At 65.0% G+C, this 22,474-nt stretch carries 28 protein-coding genes and 1 tRNA gene; 17 read left to right on the top strand and 12 right to left on the bottom strand.

All coding sequences use genetic code 11. The features are described from left to right. Positions 1 to 3 precede the first annotated feature (3 nt). Together ACO2RV_RS14555 and ACO2RV_RS14550 are read left to right on the top strand one after the other, a co-directional pair. A complete protein-coding gene (locus tag ACO2RV_RS14555) occupies positions 4 to 1,545 on the top strand; it encodes a hypothetical protein (protein ID WP_423294168.1) in 1,542 nt (513 codons plus the stop codon). Beyond that, complete coding sequence (locus ACO2RV_RS14550; protein WP_423294166.1) at positions 1,545 to 4,532, top strand: hypothetical protein; 2,988 nt, start codon at positions 1,545 to 1,547, stop codon at positions 4,530 to 4,532. Before ACO2RV_RS14555 ends, ACO2RV_RS14550 begins: the two co-directional genes overlap by 1 nt. 62 nt (positions 4,533 to 4,594) lie before the next feature. Here ACO2RV_RS14550 and ACO2RV_RS14545 read toward each other — a convergent pair whose 3' ends face one another. Next, positions 4,595 to 4,834 (bottom strand): hypothetical protein, encoded by a 240-nt coding sequence (locus ACO2RV_RS14545; protein WP_423294164.1) that lies wholly within the window; start codon positions 4,832 to 4,834, stop codon positions 4,595 to 4,597. Between the two features lie 289 nt (positions 4,835 to 5,123). Here ACO2RV_RS14545 and ACO2RV_RS14540 point away from each other — a divergent pair, with 289 nt between their 5' ends. From ACO2RV_RS14540 to ACO2RV_RS14530, 3 genes are read left to right on the top strand one after another with little or no spacing between them, the layout of a single operon-like run. After that, on the top strand, positions 5,124 to 6,314 hold the full coding sequence (locus ACO2RV_RS14540; RefSeq protein ID WP_423294162.1) for a hypothetical protein: 1,191 nt from the start codon (positions 5,124 to 5,126) through the stop codon (positions 6,312 to 6,314). Next, complete coding sequence (locus ACO2RV_RS14535) at positions 6,277 to 6,621, top strand: STAS-like domain-containing protein (RefSeq protein WP_423294160.1); 345 nt, start codon at positions 6,277 to 6,279, stop codon at positions 6,619 to 6,621. Before ACO2RV_RS14540 ends, ACO2RV_RS14535 begins: the two co-directional genes overlap by 38 nt. Further along, complete coding sequence (locus ACO2RV_RS14530) at positions 6,614 to 7,225, top strand: hypothetical protein (RefSeq protein WP_423294158.1); 612 nt, start codon at positions 6,614 to 6,616, stop codon at positions 7,223 to 7,225. Before ACO2RV_RS14535 ends, ACO2RV_RS14530 begins: the two co-directional genes overlap by 8 nt. Before the next feature lie 92 nt (positions 7,226 to 7,317). Here ACO2RV_RS14530 and ACO2RV_RS14525 read toward each other — a convergent pair whose 3' ends face one another. Both ACO2RV_RS14525 and ACO2RV_RS14520 read right to left on the bottom strand, forming a co-directional pair. After that, positions 7,318 to 7,674 carry a hypothetical protein gene (locus tag ACO2RV_RS14525; protein WP_423294156.1) on the bottom strand — a complete coding sequence of 119 codons (357 nt, stop codon included), beginning with the start codon at positions 7,672 to 7,674 and terminating at the stop codon, positions 7,318 to 7,320. A gap of 87 nt (positions 7,675 to 7,761) precedes the next feature. Continuing rightward, entirely contained in the window at positions 7,762 to 8,022 is a 261-nt protein-coding gene (locus ACO2RV_RS14520; protein ID WP_423294154.1) for a hypothetical protein, read from the bottom strand. 123 nt (positions 8,023 to 8,145) lie between these two features. Here ACO2RV_RS14520 and ACO2RV_RS14515 point away from each other — a divergent pair, with 123 nt between their 5' ends. From ACO2RV_RS14515 to ACO2RV_RS14505, 3 genes are read left to right on the top strand one after another with little or no spacing between them, the layout of a single operon-like run. Beyond that, positions 8,146 to 8,373, top strand: a complete 228-nt coding sequence (locus tag ACO2RV_RS14515; protein WP_423294152.1) for a hypothetical protein — start codon at positions 8,146 to 8,148, stop codon at positions 8,371 to 8,373. Continuing rightward, a complete protein-coding gene (locus ACO2RV_RS14510) occupies positions 8,373 to 8,609 on the top strand; it encodes a hypothetical protein (protein WP_423294150.1) in 237 nt (78 codons plus the stop codon). The genes ACO2RV_RS14515 and ACO2RV_RS14510 overlap by 1 nt, the downstream gene beginning before the upstream one ends. Positions 8,610 to 8,634: 25 nt before the next feature. Beyond that, positions 8,635 to 8,871 carry a hypothetical protein gene (locus ACO2RV_RS14505; RefSeq protein ID WP_423294148.1) on the top strand — a complete coding sequence of 79 codons (237 nt, stop codon included), beginning with the start codon at positions 8,635 to 8,637 and terminating at the stop codon, positions 8,869 to 8,871. A gap of 6 nt (positions 8,872 to 8,877) precedes the next feature. Here ACO2RV_RS14505 and ACO2RV_RS14500 read toward each other — a convergent pair whose 3' ends face one another. Beyond that, positions 8,878 to 9,552: an SOS response-associated peptidase gene (locus tag ACO2RV_RS14500; RefSeq protein ID WP_423294146.1), complete on the bottom strand. Its 675-nt coding sequence runs from the start codon at positions 9,550 to 9,552 to the stop codon at positions 8,878 to 8,880. Between the two features lie 96 nt (positions 9,553 to 9,648). Here ACO2RV_RS14500 and ACO2RV_RS14495 point away from each other — a divergent pair, with 96 nt between their 5' ends. Next, on the top strand, positions 9,649 to 9,951 hold the full coding sequence (locus tag ACO2RV_RS14495) for a DUF1488 family protein (protein ID WP_423294144.1): 303 nt from the start codon (positions 9,649 to 9,651) through the stop codon (positions 9,949 to 9,951). Between the two features lie 146 nt (positions 9,952 to 10,097). Here ACO2RV_RS14495 and ACO2RV_RS14490 read toward each other — a convergent pair whose 3' ends face one another. The 3 genes from ACO2RV_RS14490 to ACO2RV_RS14480 form a co-directional block, all read right to left on the bottom strand. Next, positions 10,098 to 10,445 carry a hypothetical protein gene (locus tag ACO2RV_RS14490; RefSeq protein WP_423294143.1) on the bottom strand — a complete coding sequence of 116 codons (348 nt, stop codon included), beginning with the start codon at positions 10,443 to 10,445 and terminating at the stop codon, positions 10,098 to 10,100. Between the two features lie 164 nt (positions 10,446 to 10,609). Then, positions 10,610 to 10,686: transfer RNA gene (locus ACO2RV_RS14485), tRNA-Arg, on the bottom strand. 20 nt (positions 10,687 to 10,706) lie between these two features. Beyond that, positions 10,707 to 10,844 carry a hypothetical protein gene (locus ACO2RV_RS14480; RefSeq protein WP_423294142.1) on the bottom strand — a complete coding sequence of 46 codons (138 nt, stop codon included), beginning with the start codon at positions 10,842 to 10,844 and terminating at the stop codon, positions 10,707 to 10,709. Positions 10,845 to 10,904: 60 nt separating this feature from the next. On the opposite strand from ACO2RV_RS14480, the gene ACO2RV_RS14475 reads away from it, so the two are divergent. Further along, positions 10,905 to 11,762, top strand: coding sequence for a HesA/MoeB/ThiF family protein (locus tag ACO2RV_RS14475; protein WP_423294140.1), 858 nt, complete (start codon positions 10,905 to 10,907; stop codon positions 11,760 to 11,762). Between the two features lie 58 nt (positions 11,763 to 11,820). Here ACO2RV_RS14475 and ACO2RV_RS14470 read toward each other — a convergent pair whose 3' ends face one another. Further along, a complete protein-coding gene (locus ACO2RV_RS14470) occupies positions 11,821 to 12,822 on the bottom strand; it encodes a 2-hydroxyacid dehydrogenase (protein WP_423294139.1) in 1,002 nt (333 codons plus the stop codon). Positions 12,823 to 13,080: 258 nt separating this feature from the next. On the opposite strand from ACO2RV_RS14470, the gene ACO2RV_RS14465 reads away from it, so the two are divergent. Then, positions 13,081 to 13,638, top strand: coding sequence for an SH3 domain-containing protein (locus tag ACO2RV_RS14465; protein ID WP_423294137.1), 558 nt, complete (start codon positions 13,081 to 13,083; stop codon positions 13,636 to 13,638). On the opposite strand, the gene ACO2RV_RS14460 is transcribed toward ACO2RV_RS14465, so the two are convergent. Further along, positions 13,614 to 14,048 (bottom strand): 4-oxalocrotonate tautomerase, encoded by a 435-nt coding sequence (locus ACO2RV_RS14460; RefSeq protein WP_423294135.1) that lies wholly within the window; start codon positions 14,046 to 14,048, stop codon positions 13,614 to 13,616. The genes ACO2RV_RS14465 and ACO2RV_RS14460 overlap by 25 nt on opposite strands. Positions 14,049 to 14,142: 94 nt before the next feature. On the opposite strand from ACO2RV_RS14460, the gene ACO2RV_RS14455 reads away from it, so the two are divergent. Then, positions 14,143 to 14,994, top strand: a complete 852-nt coding sequence (locus tag ACO2RV_RS14455; protein ID WP_423294133.1) for a LysR family transcriptional regulator — start codon at positions 14,143 to 14,145, stop codon at positions 14,992 to 14,994. Between the two features lie 61 nt (positions 14,995 to 15,055). On the opposite strand, the gene irrA is transcribed toward ACO2RV_RS14455, so the two are convergent. Beyond that, positions 15,056 to 15,586, bottom strand: a complete 531-nt coding sequence (gene irrA, locus ACO2RV_RS14450) for an iron response transcriptional regulator IrrA (protein WP_423294131.1) — start codon at positions 15,584 to 15,586, stop codon at positions 15,056 to 15,058. Between the two features lie 416 nt (positions 15,587 to 16,002). Here irrA and fabA point away from each other — a divergent pair, with 416 nt between their 5' ends. The 4 genes from fabA (at position 16,003) to ACO2RV_RS14430 (ending at position 20,041) form a co-directional block, all read left to right on the top strand. After that, positions 16,003 to 16,509 (top strand): 3-hydroxyacyl-[acyl-carrier-protein] dehydratase FabA, encoded by a 507-nt coding sequence (gene fabA, locus ACO2RV_RS14445; RefSeq protein WP_423294371.1) that lies wholly within the window; start codon positions 16,003 to 16,005, stop codon positions 16,507 to 16,509. 64 nt (positions 16,510 to 16,573) lie between these two features. Continuing rightward, the gene (gene fabB, locus ACO2RV_RS14440) at positions 16,574 to 17,797 is read left to right on the top strand and encodes a beta-ketoacyl-ACP synthase I (protein WP_423294129.1); all 1,224 of its coding nucleotides are present in this window, start codon (positions 16,574 to 16,576) and stop codon (positions 17,795 to 17,797) included. 28 nt (positions 17,798 to 17,825) lie between these two features. Further along, positions 17,826 to 18,665, top strand: a complete 840-nt coding sequence (gene fabI / locus ACO2RV_RS14435) for an enoyl-ACP reductase FabI (protein ID WP_423294127.1) — start codon at positions 17,826 to 17,828, stop codon at positions 18,663 to 18,665. A 200-nt stretch (positions 18,666 to 18,865) separates the two neighbouring features. After that, positions 18,866 to 20,041: a sensor domain-containing phosphodiesterase gene (locus tag ACO2RV_RS14430; RefSeq protein WP_423294125.1), complete on the top strand. Its 1,176-nt coding sequence runs from the start codon at positions 18,866 to 18,868 to the stop codon at positions 20,039 to 20,041. Positions 20,042 to 20,053: 12 nt separating this feature from the next. Here the strand turns inward: ACO2RV_RS14430 and ACO2RV_RS14425 are convergent, their stop codons facing one another. Both ACO2RV_RS14425 and ACO2RV_RS14420 read right to left on the bottom strand, forming a co-directional pair. After that, positions 20,054 to 20,905: a prephenate dehydratase gene (locus ACO2RV_RS14425; RefSeq protein ID WP_423294123.1), complete on the bottom strand. Its 852-nt coding sequence runs from the start codon at positions 20,903 to 20,905 to the stop codon at positions 20,054 to 20,056. Further along, positions 20,902 to 21,660, bottom strand: coding sequence for a 3-deoxy-manno-octulosonate cytidylyltransferase (locus ACO2RV_RS14420; protein ID WP_423294121.1), 759 nt, complete (start codon positions 21,658 to 21,660; stop codon positions 20,902 to 20,904). Before ACO2RV_RS14420 ends, ACO2RV_RS14425 begins: the two co-directional genes overlap by 4 nt. Positions 21,661 to 21,883: 223 nt before the next feature. Here ACO2RV_RS14420 and ACO2RV_RS14415 point away from each other — a divergent pair, with 223 nt between their 5' ends. Then, positions 21,884 to 22,459 (top strand): c-type cytochrome, encoded by a 576-nt coding sequence (locus ACO2RV_RS14415; RefSeq protein WP_423294119.1) that lies wholly within the window; start codon positions 21,884 to 21,886, stop codon positions 22,457 to 22,459. The last annotated feature ends 15 nt before the right edge of the window (positions 22,460 to 22,474 follow it).

Genomic DNA, 22,474 nt, shown 5'->3' with positions numbered 1-22,474 from the left:
ACGATGGCCATTCGAAGCAATCGCTACTTCAACGACCCGAACATAGCTGCAGCCGCGTCGAACCTCGCGTCGCTGTTCGCCCCGCCGAGCGGCGCGGACGCGGCCGGCTGGGCAGCGGCCAACGCCAAGAGCGCCGAAGCGCGCCGGCTCGCGGAGCTGTTCGACTACGCGAAGTCGCAGGGCGTCGATCAGGGCCAGTTCGACCGCATGGGCGTGGCCGTTGGCAACTACGCGCCGACGCAGAGCTACTATGCTGTGAACACGGACGCCGCGACCCGCATGCGCGGCCAGGACATCGACGCCGACACCTCGCGCGCCAACAACTCCAACACCGTGCGCGGCGGCGTGTTGAGCAATCTCTACGGCCCGCTGAACCCCGGCCAGATCCGGCCGGACGTCCCCTCCAATATCGCGGGCGCCGTCGGCATGCCGGCGATGCCAGGCGTGGCCGGCGCCGAGAAGCCGCTGTCCGAAAGCGAGTGGACCGCGACGCAGAATGAGCGCCTGCGTCAGCAGGGCTTGATCGGCGACGACATCCTGATCGACAAGATCATGGGCGACAAGGCCCCCGTCCAGGCCATGGGACCGGATGGCAAGACGCCGGTGTTCATGTCGCCCGGCGCGGCGGTGCGGCAGGGTGCGCGGCCTTACGAAAAGCCGAGCTCGACCAATCTCGAAGGCGACAACTACCTGGCGATCGCCCCCGATGGAAAGGAGATCCGTTTCGTTGGCCGTCCCGATGCCGCCGGAAGGATCATCGACATCAACTCGGGGCAGGTCGTTCAGAACGTCGTCCGCAAGGAAGGCACCGGCGGTGGGCTGTCGGTCACTTCCGACGGCAAGGGCGGTTTTACGGTCTCGACCGGCAATGCCGCCGGGCAGACGAATGCACGCGTCACCGACCTTCAGCGCCAGGAGGCAGAGGCCGCGCGTGCCACCAGCGAACTCACCTCGCTTTTCGATACGCTGCGGCCGGATGATCTCGGCGCCGCCGGCAACATCAATGAGCTGCTGACGAATTACGGCGCTCAGTTGATCCCCGGCCTTGCCCGACCCGATGTAGCCGCCACGCGGGCGCAACTCGAAGCGACGACGCTCGGGTTGGCGCGGACGCTGGTGCAGGATGAACGGCTGTCCGATGCCGACCGCCGCGCCGTCAACGACGTGATGGTGAGCGGCGGTCTCGGCGAGAGCCTGCCGGGCGCGCAGGCCAAGCTCGCATCGTTGATCGCGCTGAGCGCTTACCGGCAGAAGTTTGCGGGCAATGTCCGTACTGGCGGGGAGCGACTGCCCCCACTGGATGCGGGCATGCTCGGGCAGCTGGTTGACGAGAAGGCCATCTCCCCTCGCGTCGCTCAGGTCTATGCGCGCACCGTCCTGTCGCGGGGGCCACAGGCGACGAACTCGCCACTGCCTGGCGTCACCATTCCGTCGATCGCTGGGCAGTCTGCCCTCCCCACGGTGCGTACCCCAGAGGAAGCCGCAGCGCTCCCCTCGGGCACGCGCTTCCTCACGCCGGATGGCCGAGAGAAGGTCCGACCCTGATGGCTGACATTTGGGATCAGTTCCCCGACGCGCCTCCGGTTGGCCAGACCGCCCCCGCGCCGGCCAATGACGATCCGTGGGCCGCCTTTCCTGACTCTCCAGCGGCGGCTTCCCCCTCGGACGCAGCGCCCGGCGGTTCGGCATTGAAGATCACCGTAGGTGGCCCGACTCCGTATCCGGAACGCACCATTGGCGCCCGCGTGCTGGGCGCGCCCGTCGATGCGGTGAATACCGCGCTTGGTGCCCTCGGCGCACCAGCGAGCGACGCGCCGTTCATGGGCTCGGCGAAGATCGATGATACGATCCGGGCAATTACCGGCAACCGGGAGAGTGCCGAGATCGAGGCGACGAAACCCGATCTTCGGGCCGGCGGCGCACCCGTTGGCCAGCGCGCCTACGCCTCCTTCCTGAACACGCCGGGCGCCCGAGAGCGATATTTCACCGAGACGTATGGCCCCCAGGGCACCGGCTGGCGCTATCTGGAAGATCGGTTCGGCAATCCCACCGAACGCGTCGTTATCCGAGACCCGGCTGGTGCCGAGCGACTGTTTGACCCACCCGGCATCGATACGGGGGACGTCGCCAGCATGGCCGGCGGCGTGCCTGATCTCGTCGGTGCGATCATGGGCGGCGCGGCGAGCGTGCCGGCCTACGCCGCCGGCCCGGTTGTCGGCATTCCGGCCTCGGCGGCGGCCGGTGCCGCCGGCGCCCAGTTGGTCGGTGAGACGGTCGGACGACTGTTCCCCGAGAACCGGGCCGACGAGCCGAGCGTGACGCGCGACGTGCTCCCCCGTGCGGCTGGCGAGGCGGCGAGTGATGCCTTGATCGGTCTCGTGATGGGCGGCGCCGGGCGCGCGGCGAATGCTGTCGGCAATGCGGTGCGCGCTCCCTTCGCGCGCCGCGCCGCTGATCCCGTCAATGTCGAGTTCCGCGCCGCAGCGGATCGGCTGAAGGGTCAGGGTTACGATATTCGCCCGCTTCCCTCGGAAAGCGGCGCCGGCGGCTTCGTCCCTCGCATGGAAGGGATGCTGGCTCAGCTTCCCGGCTCCGCGGAGAAGATCCGCCAGACCCGCGAGGTGGGTAACCAAGCCATCACGCGCTACCAGTCCGACCTGGCGGGCGATGTCGATCCGGCTGCAATCGGCCGCGGCGTGGTCTCGGAGATCAGCACACAGCGCAAGAACCTGGTGATCGACCGGGAGGAAGCGCTGTCCCGTGCGGATGACGCAATTGCCGGCAGCGAACAGGCCCTCACCAGCCGGCAGGGGCCGGTAATGGGCGCGGAAGCGGCGGGCCAGCAGACCCGCGCCGGGCTGGAGCGGGCGCGTCAGGAGTTCCGCGCCGAGACGCGCAGGTTGTACGACGCGGCGCGCAATGCACCGGGTGGCACCGACCCTATCGTCGATATCCGGCCTGTACGCGAGCAAGTCGCCCGTATCCGCGAAGCACTGCCACCCTCACGGCAAGAGCCTGTCGAAGGCCGGCCGGCGCCAATGTCCCGCTTTACGCCGGATGGGCTGGCCAACTTCCTGCGCGGCGTTGACGACACTGCCGATCGCATGACGCTCGATCATGCGCGTCAGATGCGAACGCTGGTCAGCGACGCCATCGACGACAAATCGATCCTGCCGGGTGTGCCGGAACGCTATCTGGTGCAGCTCAGCAACTCGCTGTCGCGGGCGATCGACGACAGCGTGCGCAACGCCGGCAGTCCTCAATTGCGGGAGGCGCTCGCACGCGCCAACACCTATTACCGGGACAACGTCGACCGCTTCTCGCGCGTGGGCGTTCGCGAAGCCTATCGGGAACCCACGCAGGCCGGCTACGTCGAAGACAACCAGCTGGTGGCCCGGCTTATGTCCGGCCGCGGCAAGCCCGGCGTTGTCCGCGAGATGCGCGATACGATGGGGGCGAACAGCCCGGAATGGGCGGCAACCCGTCGTAACGCGATCGAGCAGATCCTTGACGCCGGCCGCGACGAGACGCTCTACGGCCGGCGGATCGTCGACATGAACGGGCTGAACGCCCGGCTCAACAGCTTGGACGACGAGACCATCCGCGAACTGTTCGGCGTCGCCGACGCGCGGCAACTGCGCAGCCTCGCCGCCGACATTTCGAACCGCACTCGCTATCTCGATGCAGATGCAATGTCGGCGTCCGGCTCGCCGAGCATTCTGGGACAGCTGCGCGGGGCCGCTGTCGCCGATGCGGAGATCTCCCGCGAGTATCGGGACGGCGTCATTGCGCCGTTCCTGCGCGGCGAGAACGGCGCAGCGGCGAAGATCCGGCCCGAGGAACTGGTGCCGTGGCTCTATCGCAAGGCGGCGCCGCACGAGGCCAGCCAGGTGCTGGGCAAGCTCTCCCCGGACATGCGCGCAGGCGTCGAGCGCGGGGTAGTCGCCGACATCATCGAGAGCTCGATTTCCAAGGGTGGCAACGATATGGCGGACGTGCGCCGTCTCGTCACGGGTGAGGCAAGCCCGGCCGGCAGCGACAGCATCGCCGCGGTTCTCGGCGCCGGCAAGGACGCCGCCGGGCGCCAGCAAGCCGAGCGCATCTCCGTGCTGCTCTCGCCCGAGAGTCGGCAGGCGCTGCAGGACTTGGCTCTGATCACAGCCCAGCGCCAGCAGCGCGACGCCACCACGCAGGCAGTCGGTGGCCTCGCCGCTGGTGCGGCGATCACCAGCATCCTCTCGCGTCCCACGCGTGCCATTCAGGCTGCTGCGATTTCACGCGGCTTGGCGCAGGCCATCACGAGCGAGCCGGTGCGCCGCTGGCTGACGAGCACGCGTCAGGTCCGCATAAGCGCCCCACGCCAGGCGCAGATTACCGCCACGGCGCCGGCGCTCGCCGAGGTGCTGCTTGGCGCGCTTGGCGAGAACGGGGACGTTCAAGCCGCAGCCGACTGGCTGCGCGAGGGCGAAAGTCAGCTGGGGGCGCTGGGGCCGCGTCTGACCCGGCCGCCGGAACATGCCGACGGTGGTTGAGGCGGCAAGTAGACTGGCCGGCCAAGGTTCCTTCGGCGACTCTATCCCTCGGCGCCGGTGATCTATCGCGCCTGTCGTAGTCGCCGATAGCTGGGCAGTGCCTGCAGCGCGAAATCGGTTAAGCGATCCTCGTCATCCTCTCCGTTATTGGTCGCCTCGATCAGCGCCAAAGCCATGATGGTGCGCAAACCCTCTCCATCGGCAGGCATGCCCAAGTCCGACGCGGCGGCTTGTGCCCGCGCCAAGCAGCGGTCCAAACGAGCGATGACTTCTGGTTCAAACTCGGTGTTACGAAACGGCATCGCGCCCTCCCGTGAATGCCAACGGCGCGCGATTTAGGAGCACATAACGGCCGCGCAAGGGGGACGAGGAACCTTTGCTCGACGACCGGAAGCATGGGCCGTACCCGCTCAACCAGCTCGACGAGATGGAACCTCATGCGCCCGAGGCCTTGCAACAGGTGCTGCAAATGCGGGGTATCCGTTGCGTAAAAAAGCGCCACTATGAGTAAGGCGAAAACCAGGTTAGAGCGCCATATTGGTGTAGCTAGATTTTAGGTCTCGGTGACGTTAGGAGCGTAACAGATGCCCTTTGTCGATCGATTCCTACGACATGAAGAGAATTTCGACTCAACGGAAATTGAAAATACTAGCGCTGCAGCATCGGCGAGATCGCCGCCGCCGGCGCCATGCACGCGTATTGAAAGAGCTTTCGCTCGCGCACCAGCGTCTATCTAGGAAGATTTCTGAATATAGAAGCATTTTCTCTCAATCTTACGGAATAAGTTTGCCTAAAGATGAGCGTCGCCTACCAATAATGCTCCCTCAGGTTATTTCTCTAAGGGATAATTACGACGAAACGGTGAGCGCGATAGCGCAGTTAAGGAATACTACGTTAATTAATCGACTTCCGGCATTTGTATATTTTGATCGCATTACCCACCTAGAGCCCGCCGCCGCGCTATTGTTGGCCGCTGAGATATATCGCTGCCGCGCCATTCGATCATATCGAAATGGTCCTATAATTTCTGGCAGCTACCCCAAAGACATTGATGTCTGCCTCCAGCTGCGCGATCTAGGGTTCTTTTCGCTCTTTGAGGTCGCGGACCTTCCAGACTTGGAGGGTGTTAGCAGTCGGGAGGATCGGCCGCACTTTCTGAAATTTGTATCTGCAAAAGCCGTGATCGCCGAGTTCGCCTCTGGCCTAACTGACGCGGTCACACGCGGCGCATTCCAAATGAATGCCAAGGCAAAAAGGAGGATGGTGGGTGCCCTCAAGGAGGCGATGGGAAACTCGGTGGAGCATGCCTATCAAGGAGCGGACCCCGCGCATTGCATGCATGGCCGCTGGTGGCTGTCAGCATACATCGACCCGGCCAAACGAGAGATGATGGTGATTGTGTTGGATCAAGGCGTCGGCATCCCACGGACGTTGGACCCGACATGGCCGGAAAGGTTCGCTGCGCTCAGATCGCTGACAGGCTTCTCACCAACGGACGCCCATATGATAATGGCGGCAACTGAGCTTCACCGGAGTTCCACGGGGCAAAGCGGCCGCGGCAAGGGTTTTCGCGATATGAAACGCTTCGTCGATCAATGCGACGATGGTGAGCTCCTTATCGTGTCAAACTCCGGACGATATCACTATATAAACGGGCAAGAGCAAATTCGCGACCACCTCGTGTCGATCGAGGGAACCCTGATCGAATGGCGTGTGCGGCACGGGGCGAGCGTAGAGACCCAAGATGACGAAGAAGACGAAATTGATATCAATAGCGCGTGATTTCTCAATCGATCCCGGCCCCCGCTTTCGGCAGCAGGGGAGGCATAGCGGTCAAGAATTCCGGGAAGATTACATCGCGCGTCACTTAAAGGACGGACCAGTTACGGTGGTGCTAGATGGCACGCGCGGATTTGGCTCATCGTTTATTGATGAAGCCTTTGGCGGCTTGGTTCGCGTAGAGGGATATTCGCCGGGCGATTTGCGAAAGTTACTTACAATAATATCTGAAGAAGACGAAACATACGGGGTGGAGGCTTGGGAGTCGATAGATCAGGCTCATAATCCGTCAAAGGAAAAACATGCCTGACACATCGGCAGAAGGTCTTAAAGTATTAAATTGCGAAATATTTAGAGGAGATAGTAATTCATTTTATATTCCGTCGATGCAAAGTTCATTTTCAATTACTATTTCAGAAAAGCCTACATATTTATTAAATCCTTCTCTTTACGCGCCTGCAATTCCAGGAATAGCTGTTGCGATTATAGGTTTGTTTGTTGCGCATTATTTGTCTCGCGTGAGAGATAGGCGCAAAGAAGTGAGGGACATCTGCGATAAGCTAAAAGACCAGGCTGAGAAGTGCGTCGACGTATCGGCTTTGGCTTGGTCTGAGTTGGACGGTACCAAGCGGGCGTCTCTCGTGGCAGAGACGAAACGCCGCCTTCAAATTCTTGGAACCACAGCGAGTCACATCAGGCAGTCCACTCGGACCGGCTGTTTTAATCCGATGAGATTTTGGTCGTCCGAATTAGACATTCGTCATTTGATCGTGCGATTGCGCCAAGCTTGCACAAAGGACCCTTTCGACGACCCCAGCCGGCTGCCAGCTGCTGTTCCTTGGGACGCTCTGGAAAAGGCCTTGTCGGACCTAGAACTGGGCACTGACGACGCCTTTCGACGGAGATATCCTTGAAGCTATGGTCAGTGAGATCGACCGCAAGCGCTTCACCGCAACCCCTTGTCAAAACTGCTGTTTCGTAGCCAAGCACTACCGCAACGCCTGCTTTACTCTGGGACGCGGTGCCGGGCACCGTCCCGAATAGCCTCCGCACAGACGGCCATGACCGCTCGCGGAAAGTCCCGTCCGTCTTCTGTGGTGTCGGGGAGGGCGTCTGCCCCCTGTTGGCTGGCGACGTAGCTCAGCACCTCGGCCGCGCCGGCGGCGGTTCGCGGGCGCTTCTCTGTCAGGAGTTTCAGCGCCTCCCGCTGGAGCGCCTCAGAGGCATCATCCAGCGCTTCCATGGCCGCTTGTATCTCCGTAGGCTCCCGGGTCTGTTCGGCAGCGCTCGCACGCTGCACCGCCGCCAGATGGCAGCTGCATGCCAGTCGCACCTTCTCGATCTGCTCGATTGCCGGATCCACCGCTTCACCTTCCGTCTAGGGAGTCCGGTGCAGTTTCGAATGGGACAACGCCGATCGGCAAGTTACATTCCGGAATGTATTAGGCGGCTATTTTCTGAGCGCTTTCAGCAGCTTCACGAGGTCGCTGGCCCCGGCGTGCACCCATCCGCCGCCTTCGGCTGGCAGGACATCGGCCAAGAAGCTGATGCGCACGGCGGCGACACGCTTGCGTAGCTCAGTGATGTCACCCGGCACGAAGGCGCACTGGCCGGTCCACACGCGCATCTCAGCCGGCGGATCTTCCGGGGCGATGACCCACTCATTCCCGGACTTGGCGAGCTTCTTTAGGACGATCTTGTAGGGCTCCATAGGAGGCTCTTCGCCGATTCCCTCCGATCCATCCATAGGGAGATGGTGGTAATCGACGTTATCACACTTGTTCTTGTTTCGTTCTCATGGAATCAATGTCTCCATCAGATCAGGGAGACGCCCATGACGAGCGAGCAGCCGCCCGCCGAGGCGGGAGCTTTTGCCGTTTCCGACGCCGATATCGATGAGGCGATAGAGGCCTGCGACGGCGACATGCGAGCAACAATCAGGGCGCTGCTGATCGGGCAGCAGTACCTGGAGATCGCACTGGAAATGGCTCGGCAGGAAGCATCGTGGGGCTATGCGCGAGGCCGGTCATCCCGGCAGATCAAGAAAGTGGGAGAGGCTTGATGGTCCAGCGCTCAAAGCGAGGCCTGACGTCGTCCGAGGCCGAGCGTATGCAGCGGGAGGTGCGCGAGTTCCAACGCAAGGTGGTGCAGTGGTCGGGCGAGATCACCATTGGTACGACGGTCTATGTCGCGTTGGAAATCCTAAACAATGATCTGATCGTGATGGACCGCCAACTCACCTCCGCGATCCACGAGGTGACCTACCAGTGGCCGCCGGGGAGCAACGGCTTGGTCTGAACAGGTCCATGAAGGGAGCCCGCGAATGGCCGTGACCTATTACGTCGTGCTGCCGTTTGGCCGAAACGATGAGGGTGACCTTGTCCCTGGCGAGGGGCACGAGTTGCCGAGTGCGATGGCCGTTATCCGCCGCGCAGCTGCGATCGCGCCACAGCATGCCGGCGTGATAGCCTTCTCGCGCGACGCCGACCTGGCGACTGGGGACTATTCGCCGGCAGTCATCCTCGCGCGCCATGGCGAGACGCCGGACGAGGTAGAATAGGAAGCGTCAGAACAAGCTCGCCTGCACCGGCGCGGGCGGCGGGTCTTCCTTGCCGCCGCGGGCCACGATGGTCAGACGATCATCCGCCAGCGGCCGCTGCAGTGACTTGGCCTCTTCCCACGGTGCGCGCAGCCATACCTTGCGCTCCTCCACCGTGGTGAGGATCACCGGCATGGCCTTCGGATGGATCGGCGCCACGACGGCATTCGGCTCAGTGGTGAGAAAGCCGAAAATGTCAGCCGTGACCTCGCCTTCCTTCACCTTGCGCACGCTGGTCCAATTGGTCCAGAGACCTGCAAAGAAGGCGAGCGGCCGCGTCTCATCGAGCGCGAACCACGTCACCTCATGTGTGACGGGCGCATTCTCGGAGAAGCTGGTGAACGGCACCAGGCAGCGATGCGACGGCCCGAGCCAGCGGCGCCAGTGCGGCGAGGCGACGTTCCGGATGTTGGTGACGCCCGGATCGCGGTTCTTGCCCTTCAGGACGAAGAGCGGCGACGGCATGCCCCAGCGCGCCATAGTGAGCTCGCGCTCTCCATCCTCGGCAGTCCGCACGATCGGCGCCGGATAATCCGGGAAGATGCCGGGTTGGGGCGGAAGGTTGCCGGCCCCATTGCGCAGCGTGCCTACCAGGTCGGTGATCGCCTGCAGGTTGGAGTGATGGCTGTAGAGGTTGCACATGGAGGGCGAGCGTAGGGCGTCGACGGAGCCCCGCCAAGGCGCCAGGGGAAACTTCGGCGAACCTTGCGGGTTGACCTCCACACGGAGGACATCGCCATGACGCTACATCACTCAGCCATGCCGCCAGACGACCTTGAAGAGAGCAGGGCCATCCGCTTCCATTTTCGCGGGGACAAAGACCTGGTCGCCTGCCTCGTGAGCTGGGACGCCCTTGATCAACTTGAGGACGGAAAGGCCACGCAACGGGCAGAACGAATGGCGCGCTTTGAACGTCATCGGTCGAAGATCGAAGCGGCAGCGCTGCGCAAGTTGGATCACATACACCCAGGTGATCATGCCTTGAGGCTGGAGGCGGCCGACGTCCTTTCCGCGCCGACGATCTATGATTCAGCTTCGTAGAGATCATCCCCGTTGAACTGACTGAGCGGATCGGATGCCGGCCCCTATGGTCGGGGCGAGGACATCGTCATCGACATGATAGTGAGGCCCCGGGCCCGGCGCGCTCCAGCCCAGGCCATCGGGCCCTTAGGTGCCTGCAGCGGCATCTAACAGGCCCCCTCCAGTTCAACGCGCTTGATCAACCAGCTAGAGGGCTCCGGCGTTTCGCCGACGCGGGTCGCGAGGATATAGACACGACAGACCTGGATCGTCGATCGCGACATGCCCGGCACGGTGCCGACCGCGGCGGTGAGATTGTTCGCCGCCGCGCCCAAATTTGGGTCGTTGTATCTGCGCGTCGCCGGGACATAGGGCGGCAGGGACGTCGTCACGATCACCGGATCCCCTTCGTAGAGAAAGATGCGACCTTCGGCGGTATCTCTCGAACTCACCGGGCGTACGCCGGTCGCATCGCGCTCGAAGACATCAAGCGTCGAGCCGACATAGGACGCCAATCGCTCAGCCGCTGTTTGCGTCGATGCACCGGGCCCGGCAGCGCTCTGGCAGCCGGCGAGTAGAATCACTGCGCCGAGCGCTGCCAGCAGACGGCTTGTGTGGGAAGCTTGTGTGGGACCAGCTCGAAACCAGAGCCAAAAATCAACCAACCCATTGAAAAGATTGGCGCACCCGGCACGATTCGAACGTGCGACCTTTGCCTTCGGAGGGCAACGCTCTATCCAGCTGAGCTACGGGTGCCGAGGGCGCGGACGCCGCTCTTACGAGGTGACTTCATAGTCGAAGCGGCGTGGGCGGGCAACCGTCCGCGTGGCGTGCGTCACCAGCTTCTCATCGCGGCCCGCTCCACTCATCGAGCGCCCGGCGGGAGGCGCCTGCCGGCATGCCCGCGCGACCATCCGCCCGCACTCCTGCCGCGCCACGATGCGGGCGGCGCGCATCGTTGCTATATAGGCGCCATGATCAGCTCCGATGCACCGCCCGTCCGGCAGACGGGCCCCGGCCGCCCTTCTCTGTTCTCGTCCGACGAGGTCGAGCGCTATGCGCGCCACCTCGTGTTGGCGGAAATCGGCGGGCCAGGCCAGCAGAAGCTAAAGAAAGCCAGCGTGCTGGTGGTCGGCGCCGGCGGGCTCGGCGCCCCCGCCCTGCTCTATCTCGCCGCCGCCGGCGTCGGGCGCCTTGTCATCGTCGACGACGACGTGGTCTCGCTCTCCAATCTGCAACGGCAGGTCATCCACACCACCGCGGCGATCGACCGGCCGAAGACCGAAAGCGCGGAGGCCTTCGTGGCCGCGCTCAACCCACATGTGACGGTAGAGGGCGTCAACCAGCGCATCACCGCCGAGAATGCCATGGCACTGATCGATGCCGTCGACGTCGTGATCGACGGCTCGGACAATTTCTCCACCCGCTATCTCGTCTCAGATGCCTGCGCGCTGGCCGGCAAGCCGCTGGTGACCGCGGCGCTGGGGCGCTTCGACGCCACGGTAACAACACTGCGACCGCATGAGACGGCAGCGGATGGCACGCCCAACCCGACCTATCGCTGCCTGTTCCCCGAGCCGCCGCCGGCCGGCACGGTGCCGAGCTGCGCGGAGGCCGGCATTCTCGGCGCGCTGGCCGGGGTGGCCGGCTCGCTGGTGGCCCTGGAGGCGATCCGCGCCATTGTCGGCTTCGGCGAAGGGCTGGTCGGGCGGCTGCTGATGATCGACACGCGCTCGATGCGCTTCGAGACGCTGAGCTATGGCTGGGACCCGGACAATCCGCTGACCGGCGAGAACCGCACCATCACCGATTTGTCCGCCCACAGGCGGTGACCCAAAAGGCGACATTCCACTTGGCATCGGTGACACCCGGCGCGCGGTGACGTCCACCTCACAGCATGTTGGGCAGCACCCGGTCGGGCGGGCGGTGGCCGTCCATGAACGCCTTGATGTTGACGATCACCTTCTCGCCGGTGTCGACGCGCGCCTCGACGGTGGCCGAGCCCATATGCGGCAGCAGCACCACCTTGCCGGCGCGGGCGAGCTTCAGCAGCTTCGGGCTCACCGCCGGCTCGCGCTCGAACACGTCGAGGCCGGCGCCGGCGATCTCGCCATTCTCGATCATCCGGATCAGCGCGTGCTCGTCGATCACCTCGCCGCGCGCCGTGTTGACGATATAGGCGTCAGGCCGGATCAGCTTGAGCCGGCGGGCCGAGAGCAGATGGAAGGTCCCCGGCGTGTGCGGACAGTTGACGGACAGGATATCCATCCGCGCCAGCATCTGATCGAGACTGTCCCAATAGGTCGCCTCGAGCTCGTCCTCGATATGCGCGGGCAGCGGACGACGATTGTGATAGTGGATCTGGAGGCCGAAGGCCTTGGCGCGCCGGGCCACCGCCTGGCCGATGCGCCCCATGCCGATGATGCCGAGCCTTTTCCCCCAGATGCGATGGCCGAGCATCCAGGTCGGCGACCAGCCCGGCCAGACGCCGTCATCGCTGGTGATCAGCGCGGCGCCCTCGGTCAGCCGGCGCGGCACCGCGAGGATAAGCGCCATGGTCATGTCGGCCGTATCTTCGGTCAGCACGCCCGGCGTGTTGGTGATGGTGATGCCACGCGCCGTCGCCGCAGCAACGTCGATATGGTCGACGCCATTGCCGAAATTGGCGATCAGTTTGAGATTCGGCCCCGCCGCCTCGATCACCTTGGCATCTATGCGGTCGCAGATCGCCGGCACGAGAACGTCGGCCGTCTCCACCGCCTCGGCGAGCTGCGCCTGCGACATCGGCACGTCCTCGACATTGAGGCGGGCGTCGAAGAGTTCGCGCATCCGGGTTTCGATCTTGTCCGGCAATCTGCGCGTGACAACAACCAGCGGCTTTTTGCGGGCCATGTCACTCCCCGTGCGAATAGCTGTCGGCATCAAGGTCCCGTTAACGCTGAGGGCACACACTCGCGCCGTCGGGGTGTTGCGTTCCTTAGCAGACGGGTCCGTGAAACACAAAAATGTACCGAATTGCGGTGCAGGCGATGCCTCGCGGTTGGCGCAGATGGACGGCGCCCGGGATCGACGAACGGTTGAATGGACGGAACGATGCGTAAGACATGGCTTCGGATTGGGGCGAGGCTCCGCAGCCATCGGGATTTGGGAATGCGGATCGGGCTCGGCGGCGCGCTTGCGCTCGCCGCGGCCCTGCTCGTGTTGCCGCCGGCCGCCGCGCCGGCACGCGCACAGGATGCGGAGGCCGGCGCGGCCGATTCCAAGGGGCCGGTGGGGCGCGCCAGCGGCCTGCCGGTGCCGCGCTTTCTCAGTCTTAAAGCCGACAAGGTGAACGTGCGCTCGGGCCCGACGCGCGACCACGCGGTCGCCTGGGTGTTCACCCGCGCCGGCCTGCCGGTCGAGGTGACGGCGGAGTTCGAAACCTGGCGCCGCATCCGCGATTCGGATGGTGCCGAGGGCTGGGTCTACCACTCCATGCTGTCGGGACGGCGGACCGCGCTGGTGAACCCCTGGGCCAAGAACGAATCGACGGCGCTCTATGCGGCGCCGGAGAAGGACGCCGCCGTGCGCGCCCGGCTGGAGCCCGGCGTGCTCGGCAAGGTCGACCATTGCGACGGCAAATGGTGCCGCTTCTTCGACAGCGGTTTCGACGGCTTCGTCGAGCAGGAAAAACTCTGGGGCGTCTATCCCGGCGAAAAGTTCGACTGAGGCGACGGCGCCGGACGGCCGGCGATGTAGCGGCGCTCCTGCGTCAGCCCGCCATAGCCATAGGCGTCGGCGCGCGCCTCCACCACATGGACATAGCTCTCCGGGTGGAGCGGACCGAGCAGATCGGCCATGGCCGCGAAGGTGGCGGCAATGAACGCCGCCTTCTCGTCCTTGCTGTTGGTGCCTTCGGTGATGCGGATGTCCAGCCAGAAGGCACTGACGCCGCTTTCCCTAAGACTTACTCCGCCACAGAACCAACGGGAGGGATCGACGTGTTCGACCAGCACCGCCGTCACCAGCGGGTCCTTGCTGAGCCATCGCTGGGCGAGACGCGCGGCCGCGCCGGCGATGGCCTCCTCGCCCTCCGACGGCAGAGCGGGCGACGCGAATTTTATCTGAACCATGGGCATGGCGGCTTCCTCCATAGGGCTATGAGGGAGTCGTAGCGCGGCCCGAAACATTATATAATGTTGTTTACAATGCTTTTTATGATAACAAATTTGTATGACTGAACGCCCACTCGACCTCGACCTCGTCCAGGCCTTCGTCCATGTGGCGGAGCTGTCCAGCTTCACCCGCGCCGCCGAGGTGCTGGGCGGCACGCAGGCCGGTGTTAGCCTGAAAATCCGCAAGCTGGAGGAGCGGCTCGGGCGCGTCCTGCTGGAGCGCACGCCGCGTCTCGTGCGCGTGACCGCCGACGGCGCCGACTTCCTTGAGCGCGCCCGACGCCTGCTGGTTGCGGATCGCGAGGCCCGGCGCTGGAATGACGCCCCGCCGCAAAGGCTGCGGCTCGGCATCAGCGACCACACGACGGGCGATGCCCTCCCTGCCCTGCTGCAACGGATTGGCGCGGTCAGTCCGGGCATCGTGTTCGAGGTGCGCATGGGTTTCTCGCGCCAGTTGCTCGACGCTTATGATTCGGGCGAGCTAGACGCCGTCGTCGCGCGCCGTGAGGCGGATCGGCGCGACAGCGAACCGCTGCGCCGCGATGCCTATGGCTGGTTCGCCGCCAAACCGTGGCGACATGCCGGCAGCGACCTGCCTCTTGCCCTGCTGGCCGCCCCCTGCGGCGTGCGCGCCATCGCCACCCGCGCCCTCGACGACGCGGGAATCGGCTGGCGCGAAGCCTTCACCGGCGGCAGCGTCTCATCGGTGAGCGCCGCAGCGGCGGCTGGCCTCGCCGTCGCCCCGATGGCCGCACATCTCGCGCCGGCGGGAAGCGAGGATGTCGGCCCGAGCCTCGGCCTGCCGCCGCTGCCGCCGGCGCCTGTGATCCTCGTCGCGCGTGCTGGCGCTCCGGAGAGCCGCCGCGCCCTGCGCGAGCTCGCCGCCTTCCTGAAGGCGGATGGCGGCTGAAGCCGCCAAACGAAAAAGGCCGGTCTCGCGACCGGCCTTCGGAAACACTGCGTGGGATAGATCAGCTGCGGCGCTTGGGGCGCAGCCGCACCACCACGTCGACGCGCGCGACCTCGTAGCCTTCCGGCGGCTCGGGAATGCGCTCCACCTCGACGGCGGCGCTGGGAATGTCGAGAAGGTTGTTCTCGCCTTCCAGGAAGAAGTGGTGATGATCCGAGGGGTTGGTGTCGAAATAGGTCTTCGACCCGTCGATCGCCAATTCGCGCAGCAGGCCGACCTCGGTGAACTGGTGCAGCGTGTTGTACACGGTCGCCAGCGAGACCGGGAAGCGCGCCTTGATGGCTTCCTCGTGCAGAATTTCCGCCGAGACGTGCCGGTCACCCTTGGCGAACAGCAGCCAGCCGAGCGCGAGGCGCTGGCGGGTCGGGCGCAGGCCGACATCGCGCAGCATGTGGCGCACGTCATGGAACGGACATCCGGTACGGCCGCTACCCGCACCGTCCCTCAGTTTGGCGACCGGGAGAACGGGCTCCCCGTCATCCACCACGACGCGGGAAACTGCAATTGGGTGGGGGCGAAAGGCTTCGCTCATCTCGACTTCCGACTACCGTAGCCCGGGCTCCTCCAGCCTCCCGTTTCCGGGGACCGACGGCGCCGCGATCCGTCATGTGACAAATGGCACCGCGACCTAAGCTTCGCCAGCGGCACCATGATTTTTCTCTGGCATTATATCTGCACGTGAAGCGCCGGGGCAATATCGCGGCGAGTGATAGTAATTATTCCAATCTGGGCTTGCGCGCGCGGGAGGCTGCCTGTTGTCACAGCCGTGACATTTTGGTTTCCGCAAGGGCCGGACTGCCGGCTTTGAGCCCGCAGGACCGTGTGATAGGAAGCGCAGCGATCGGCGGGCCGGGCCTTCGGTGCGGGCCGTCGTTCGTGTCCGCGGCAGGACTGCTCACAGGGTGCCGCTCAAGGCAGAAGAAACAAATGTTGGGTGATACGGGGACGATGGTCGAGCGCCAGTCTAGCTTCAGTTACGAGGAACTGCTCGCGTGCGGGCGCGGTGAGCTTTTCGGACCGGGCAATGCCCAGCTTCCTGCGCCGCCCATGCTCATGTTCGATCGCATCACCGAGATTTCGGAGACCGGCGGCCCGAACGGCAAGGGGCATGTGCGTGCCGAGCTCGACGTCAATCCGGACCTCTGGTTCTTCGCCTGTCACTTCATCGGCGACCCGGTGATGCCCGGCTGCCTCGGCCTTGATGCGCTGTGGCAGCTCGTCGGCTTCCATCTCGGCTGGCTCGGCGCACCGGGGCGCGGGCGCGCGCTCGGCGCCGGGGAGATCAAGTTCTCCGGCCAGGTGCTGCCGACAGTCAAGAAGGTGGTCTACGGCATCGACTTCAAGCGCGTGATGCGCTCGAAGCTGGTGCTGGGCATCGCCGATGGCTGGCTGGAAGCCGATGGCGAAGTCATCTATCGCGCCGGCGACCTGAAGGTCGGCCTGTTCCAGTCCTGACGGACGGACCTTGCGGAGCGCCGTGCGCGGCGCCATCTCGCCTGCTTTGAAGGAAAGGAAGCCTATGCGCCGCGTTGTCGTAACCGGAATGGGCATCGTCTCGTCGATCGGCAACTCCACCCAGGAGGTGCTGGCGTCGCTGCGCGAGGGCAAGAGCGGCATCACCCGCTCGCAGAGCTATGTCGACCTCGGCTTCCGCAGCCAGGTCTATGGCGCGCCCGATCTCGACGCGAGCGCCATCGTCGACCGCCGCGCCATGCGCTTCCACGGCGGCGGCACCGCCTGGAACCATGTGGCGATGGAGCAGGCCATCCGCGACGCCGGCCTTGAGGAACATGAAATCTCCAACGAGCGCACCGGTCTCGTCATGGGTTCGGGCGGCTCCTCCACCCGCACCATCGTCGAAGCCGCCGACATCACCCGCAAGAACGGCAGCCCCAAGCGCGTCGGCCCCTTCGCGGTGCCGAAGGCGATGGGCTCCACCGCCTCGGCCACGCTCTCGACCTGGTTCAAGATCAAGGGCGCGAGCTATTCCATCTCCGCCGCCTGCGCCACCACCAATATCTGCATCGGCAACGCCGCCGAGCAGATCATGTGGGGCAAGCAGGACGTCATGTTCGCCGGCGGCTGCGAGGACCTCGACTGGACCCTGTCGGATCTGTTCGACGCCATGGGCGCCATGTCCTCCGACTATAATGACCGCCCCTCGGTCGCCTCCCGCCCCTATGACAAGAACCGCGACGGCTTCGTCATCTCCGGCGGCGCCGGCGTGCTGGTTCTGGAAGAGCTGGAGCACGCCAAGGCCCGCGGCGCGCGCATCTATGCCGAGATCGTCGGCTATGGCGCGAGCTCGGACGGCGCCGACATGGTCGCCCCCTCCGGCGAGGGCGCGGCCCGCGCCATGCAGCTGGCGCTGAAGGGCCAAGGCGCACCGATCGACTACATCAACCCGCACGCCACCTCGACCCCGATCGGCGACCTCAAGGAAATCGAGGCGATCCGCGCCGTGTTCGGCGACAAGTGCCCGCCCATCTCGGCCACCAAGTCGCTCACCGGCCACTCGCAGGGCGCCACCGGCGTGCACGAGGCGATCTATTCGATCCTGATGATGCAGAACGGCTTCATCGCCGCGAGCGCCCATATCGACGAGATCGACCCGGCCTTCGCCGACATGCCGATCGTGCGCGAGCGCCTGGACAATGTGAAGCTCGGCCGGGTGCTCTCGAACGGCTTCGGTTTCGGCGGCACCAATGCCGTGCTGGTGCTTCAGCACCCGGAAGCGGCCTGACCGGCCCCGATCGGAAGGGACAACGACCATGAGCCTGATGCAGGGCAAACGCGGCCTCGTCATGGGTGTCGCGAATGATCACTCCATCGCCTGGGGCATCGCCAAGACGCTGGCCGGCCAGGGCGCCGAACTTGCCTTCACCTTTCAGGGCGAGGCGCTGGGCCGGCGCGTGAAGCCGCTGGCGGAAAGCCTCGGCAGCGACACGGTGTTGGCTTGCGACGTCGAGGATATTGCCTCGGTCGACGCCACCTTCGAGGCGCTGAAGGCCAAGTGGGGAGGCATCGACTTCCTCGTCCACGCCATCGGCTTCTCCGACAAGAACGAGTTGAAGGGCCGCTACGCCGACACCACCCGCGCCAACTTCACGCGCACCATGGTGATCTCCTGCTTCTCTTTCACCGAGCTTGCCAAGCGGGCGGCGGCGATCATGCCGAATGGCGGCTCGCTGATCACCCTGACCTATGGCGGCTCGACCCGCGTCATGCCGAACTACAACGTCATGGGCGTGGCCAAGGCGGCGCTGGAGGCGAGCGTGCGCTATCTCGCCGCCGATTACGGTCCGCAGGGCATCCGCGTGAACGCCATCTCCGCTGGCCCGATCCGCACCCTGGCGGGCGCGGGCATCACCGACGCGCGGCTGATGTTCAACTACCAGAAGCGCCACGCACCGCTACGCCGCACCGTCACCATCGACGAGGTCGGCGGCTCCGCGCTCTATCTGCTTTCCGACCTGTCGACCGGCGTGACCGGCGAGGTTCACTTCGTCGATTCGGGCTACAACATCATCTCGATGCCGCACCCCGATGCGCTGAAGACCATAGAGGATGCCGAGGAACGCGCCGCCAGCGGCGACGTCGCGGCGGAGTAGGCGGGCCGACGGCCCTGATCTGGCACCTTGATGTTGCCTGACGCTGCCCTAAACTTACCTTGGGACATGGGTCCCAAGCGGCGACGTTGCCCTCGGACGGTCGCGGCGGTCGAACGGGTAGGCGCATGGCCGGGCAAACGGACGACGGCTACCTCTCCAGCTGGCTAGTCTCGGTCCGTGAAGGGCCGGATCGGCCCGGCATGATGAAGCGCATGCTGGAAGTGATCCGCCGGCACCTCCGCATGGAAGTGGCGTACATCTCGGAGTTCGTCGGCAACCGTGCCGTTTTCCGCGATGTCGACGCGCCTGGCCTGGAGGCCATGATTAAGGTCGGCGATTCCGTTTCGCTCGACGATGTCTATTGCCGGCACATTCTCGCGGGTCGCTTGCCCGAATTCATGCCGGATACTGCGGCCGAACCGACCGCCGTGGCGCTGCCCATCACGCAGGCCCTGCCGATCGGCAAGCATCTCAGCGTGCCGATACATTTGAAGGACGGCAGCGTCTACGGCATGTTCTGCTGCCTCGGCCCCCATGCCGATCACACGCTGCGCCAGCGTGACATGCAGATGATGAGGGCGTTCGCCGAACTTGCCTCGTTCGAGATCGAACGCTCCCTGACCGTTCAGCGAACCTTCGACGAAAAGCGCACCCGCGTGAGGAAAGCCATCGACGAGCAGCAAATCTCGATCGTCTACCAGCCGATCTGGCATGTGGCGACGGGGCGCCCGCTCGGGTTGGAATGCCTGTCGCGCTTTTCGGCGCCTCCCTCGCGCCCGCCGAATGAATGGTTCGCCGAAGCCGCCGAGGCCGGGCTCGCAATCGAACTTGAGGTGGCGGCGATCAAGCTGGCGCTGTCGTCGCTGCCGTGCTTTCCGCCCGAGGCCTATCTCACCGTGAACGCGTCGCCGGCGACGATACTGAGCCCCGAGTTGAGCGCGCTCCTCGCCGCGCTGCCGGTGGAACGGATCGTCATCGAGCTGACCGAGCACGAGATGGTGGAGAATTACAACGAGATCATTGCCGCCCTGCAGCCGTTCAGGACGCGCGGGCTGCGGCTTGCCGTGGACGATGCCGGCACCGGATATTCGAGCCTGCAGCACATCCTGTATCTGCGCCCGGACCTCATCAAGCTCGACATGAACCTGACGCGCAATATCGATCTCGACCCCTCGCGCCGCGCGCTTGCATCGGCCCTGGTCAAGTTCGCCCGCGAGACCAACAGCCGGATTATCGCCGAAGGCGTCGAGACAGAGGCCGAGCTCGTGACGCTGCGCCAGCTCGGGATCGAGAAGGTTCAGGGCTATCTTCTCGGCCGCCCCGAACCCCTCGCTGCCGCGATGCAGATCTTCCAGACCGACAACAGGGCCGCCTAGGCGGCCCCGTTCTCACGCCCTGAGAGCGATCCGGTACTCATGCGCGGGGTACACGCCGAGAATGCGCACTTCCTTGGAGAAGAACGACAGTTCCTCCAGCGCCAGCTTCAGCGCGCGGTCGTCCGGATGCCCGTCGACATCGGCATAGAACTGGGTGGCAAAGAACTCGCCGTCGAGCTGGTAGGATTCCAGCTTGGTCATGTTCACGCCATTGGTCGCGAAACCGCCCAGCGCCTTGTAGAGCGCGGCCGGCACGTTGCGCACGCGGAACACGAAGGTCGTGACCGTCGGGCCATTATCAGCCGGCGCCCAATCGCCTTCGCGCGCAAGGATGATGAAGCGCGTGGTGTTGTGCGAATCGTCCTCGATATTCTCGGCGATGATGTCGAGACCATAGATCTCGGCGGCAAGGCGCGAGGCGATGGCCGCCCGCGTCGGGTCGCCCGATTCCGCCACCAGCCGCGCCGCTCCAGCCGTATCGACGCCGACAACGGCCTTCAGCCCCAGCTTGCGGATCATGTTGCGGCACTGGCCGAGCGCCATGACATGGCTCTCGGCCGTCTTCACCGTCGCCAGCGAGGCGCCCGGCACCGCCATCAACTGATGCGACAGCGGCAGGAAGAACTCGCCGATGATGGTGAGCCCCGAGGTCGGCATCAGATGATGGATGTCGGCGACACGCCCGGCGATCGAGTTCTCGATCGGGATCATGCCGAGATCGGCCTCGCCGTTCTTCAGCGCCGCGAAGGCATCCTCGAAGGTGGCGCACGGCACCGCCTCATAGTCGGGGAAGACCTCGCGGCAGGCTATGTGCGAATTGGCGCCCGGCTCGCCCTGAAAGACGACGGTGCGGCGGGTGGTCATAGGCTGTTTCCTTCAGCTTCGTGCGCGAGCAGCTCGCGCGCCCGCTCCAGATCTTCCGGCGTGTCGACGCCGAGCGGCACGGTATCGACAACGGCGACGTCGATGCGCATGCCCGCCTCCAGCGCGCGCAGCTGCTCCAGCTTTTCGCGGCTCTCCAGCGGCGAGGGCGGCAGCGCGACGAAGCGCTCCAGCGCGGCGCGGCGATAGGCATACAGGCCGATATGATGGAACAGCGGTCCCTCGCCATAGGGAGCGCTCGCGCGGGTGAAATAGAGCGCGCGCAGATGTGTCGGCGCCAGCGGGCTGCCGACGGCCTTCACCACGTTCGGATTGGTGCGCTCCGCCTCCACCGTGATCTCGGCAGCCAGCGTGCCGATGTCGACAGCCGGGTTGTCGAGCAGGTCGAGCGCCGCGCGGATCAGCGCCGGATCGATTGTCGGCAGGTCGCCCTGCACGTTGACGATGCGGGTGGCGCGGCCTTCCGGGTCGACATGGCCCAGCGCCTCGAAGATTCGGTCGGACCCCGAGGCATGATCGGATCGGGTCATCACGACGTCGAATCCGGCTGCCGTCACGGCGTCGCGCACGCCTTCATCGTCGGTCGCGACCACGACGCGGCCGATCTCTGCCGCGGCGGAACGCCGCGCCACCTCGACGATCATCGGGCGCCCGCCGACATCGGCGAGCGGCTTTCCCGGCAGCCGTGTGGAGGCCATGCGGGCTGGAATAAGAATAAGTACGTCCTGAGAGGACATCGACGCGCCTTCACGTAAGGTCCCGCGCTCGCCCGACCGCCGCCTCGGATGGCGAAAAGTGGCAACCGCGGCGCGCTTATACGGGTTGCACGTCAACCGTCAAAATGATTAGTTCCGCCGCGCGATTGGCGGCTGCGTCAAGCGGCTGCTACATTCGACAGGGGGCACCGGCGGACCGGCCGGAGGGGACGCCGCCCCCGGACTTTAGGGAGCGATAATTTCGATGGACAGCTTCGAGCTGAACAAGATTGCTGGTGCGGTTCTGGGCGTGCTGACCTTCACGCTCGGCCTGAACGTGTTCGCCGACATCCTGTTTTCCAGCCACGCGCCGGAGAAGCCGGGCTTCGAGATCGCCGTGCAGGAAGGCGGCAGCGGCGCGGCCCAGGCGGCAGCGCCGGCCGATGTGCCGATCGCCCAGCTTCTCGCCGCCGCGAGCGCCGAGAAGGGCGCCGCCGTCGCCAAGAAGTGCGCGGCCTGCCACAATTTCCAGGAAGGCGCCGGCGCCAAGGTCGGCCCGGATCTCTACGGCATCGTCGGCCGCCCGGTCGCCAGCGCCGAGGGCTTCGCTTATTCGGCCGCGCTGAAGGCGCATGGCGGCAACTGGACCTTCGAGGACCTCTCGGACTTCATCAAGAATCCGAAGGCCGACATTCCCGGTACCGCGATGGGCTTCGCCGGCATCGCGAAGGAAACCGAGCGGGCCGATTTGCTGGTTTATCTCAATACGTTGTCGCATAGCCCGCAGCCGCTGCCCCAGCCCGGTGCCGCGCCTGCTGCGGCGCCCGCGCCGGCCAATTGACGGCGAGGCGGCACG

It is taken from the genome of Ancylobacter sp. VNQ12 (assembly GCF_049445835.1).
GTDB lineage: Bacteria > Pseudomonadota > Alphaproteobacteria > Rhizobiales > Xanthobacteraceae > Ancylobacter.
Note: the sequence above shows the minus strand (reverse complement) of the source record. Positions and strands in the feature narration are given on the sequence as shown.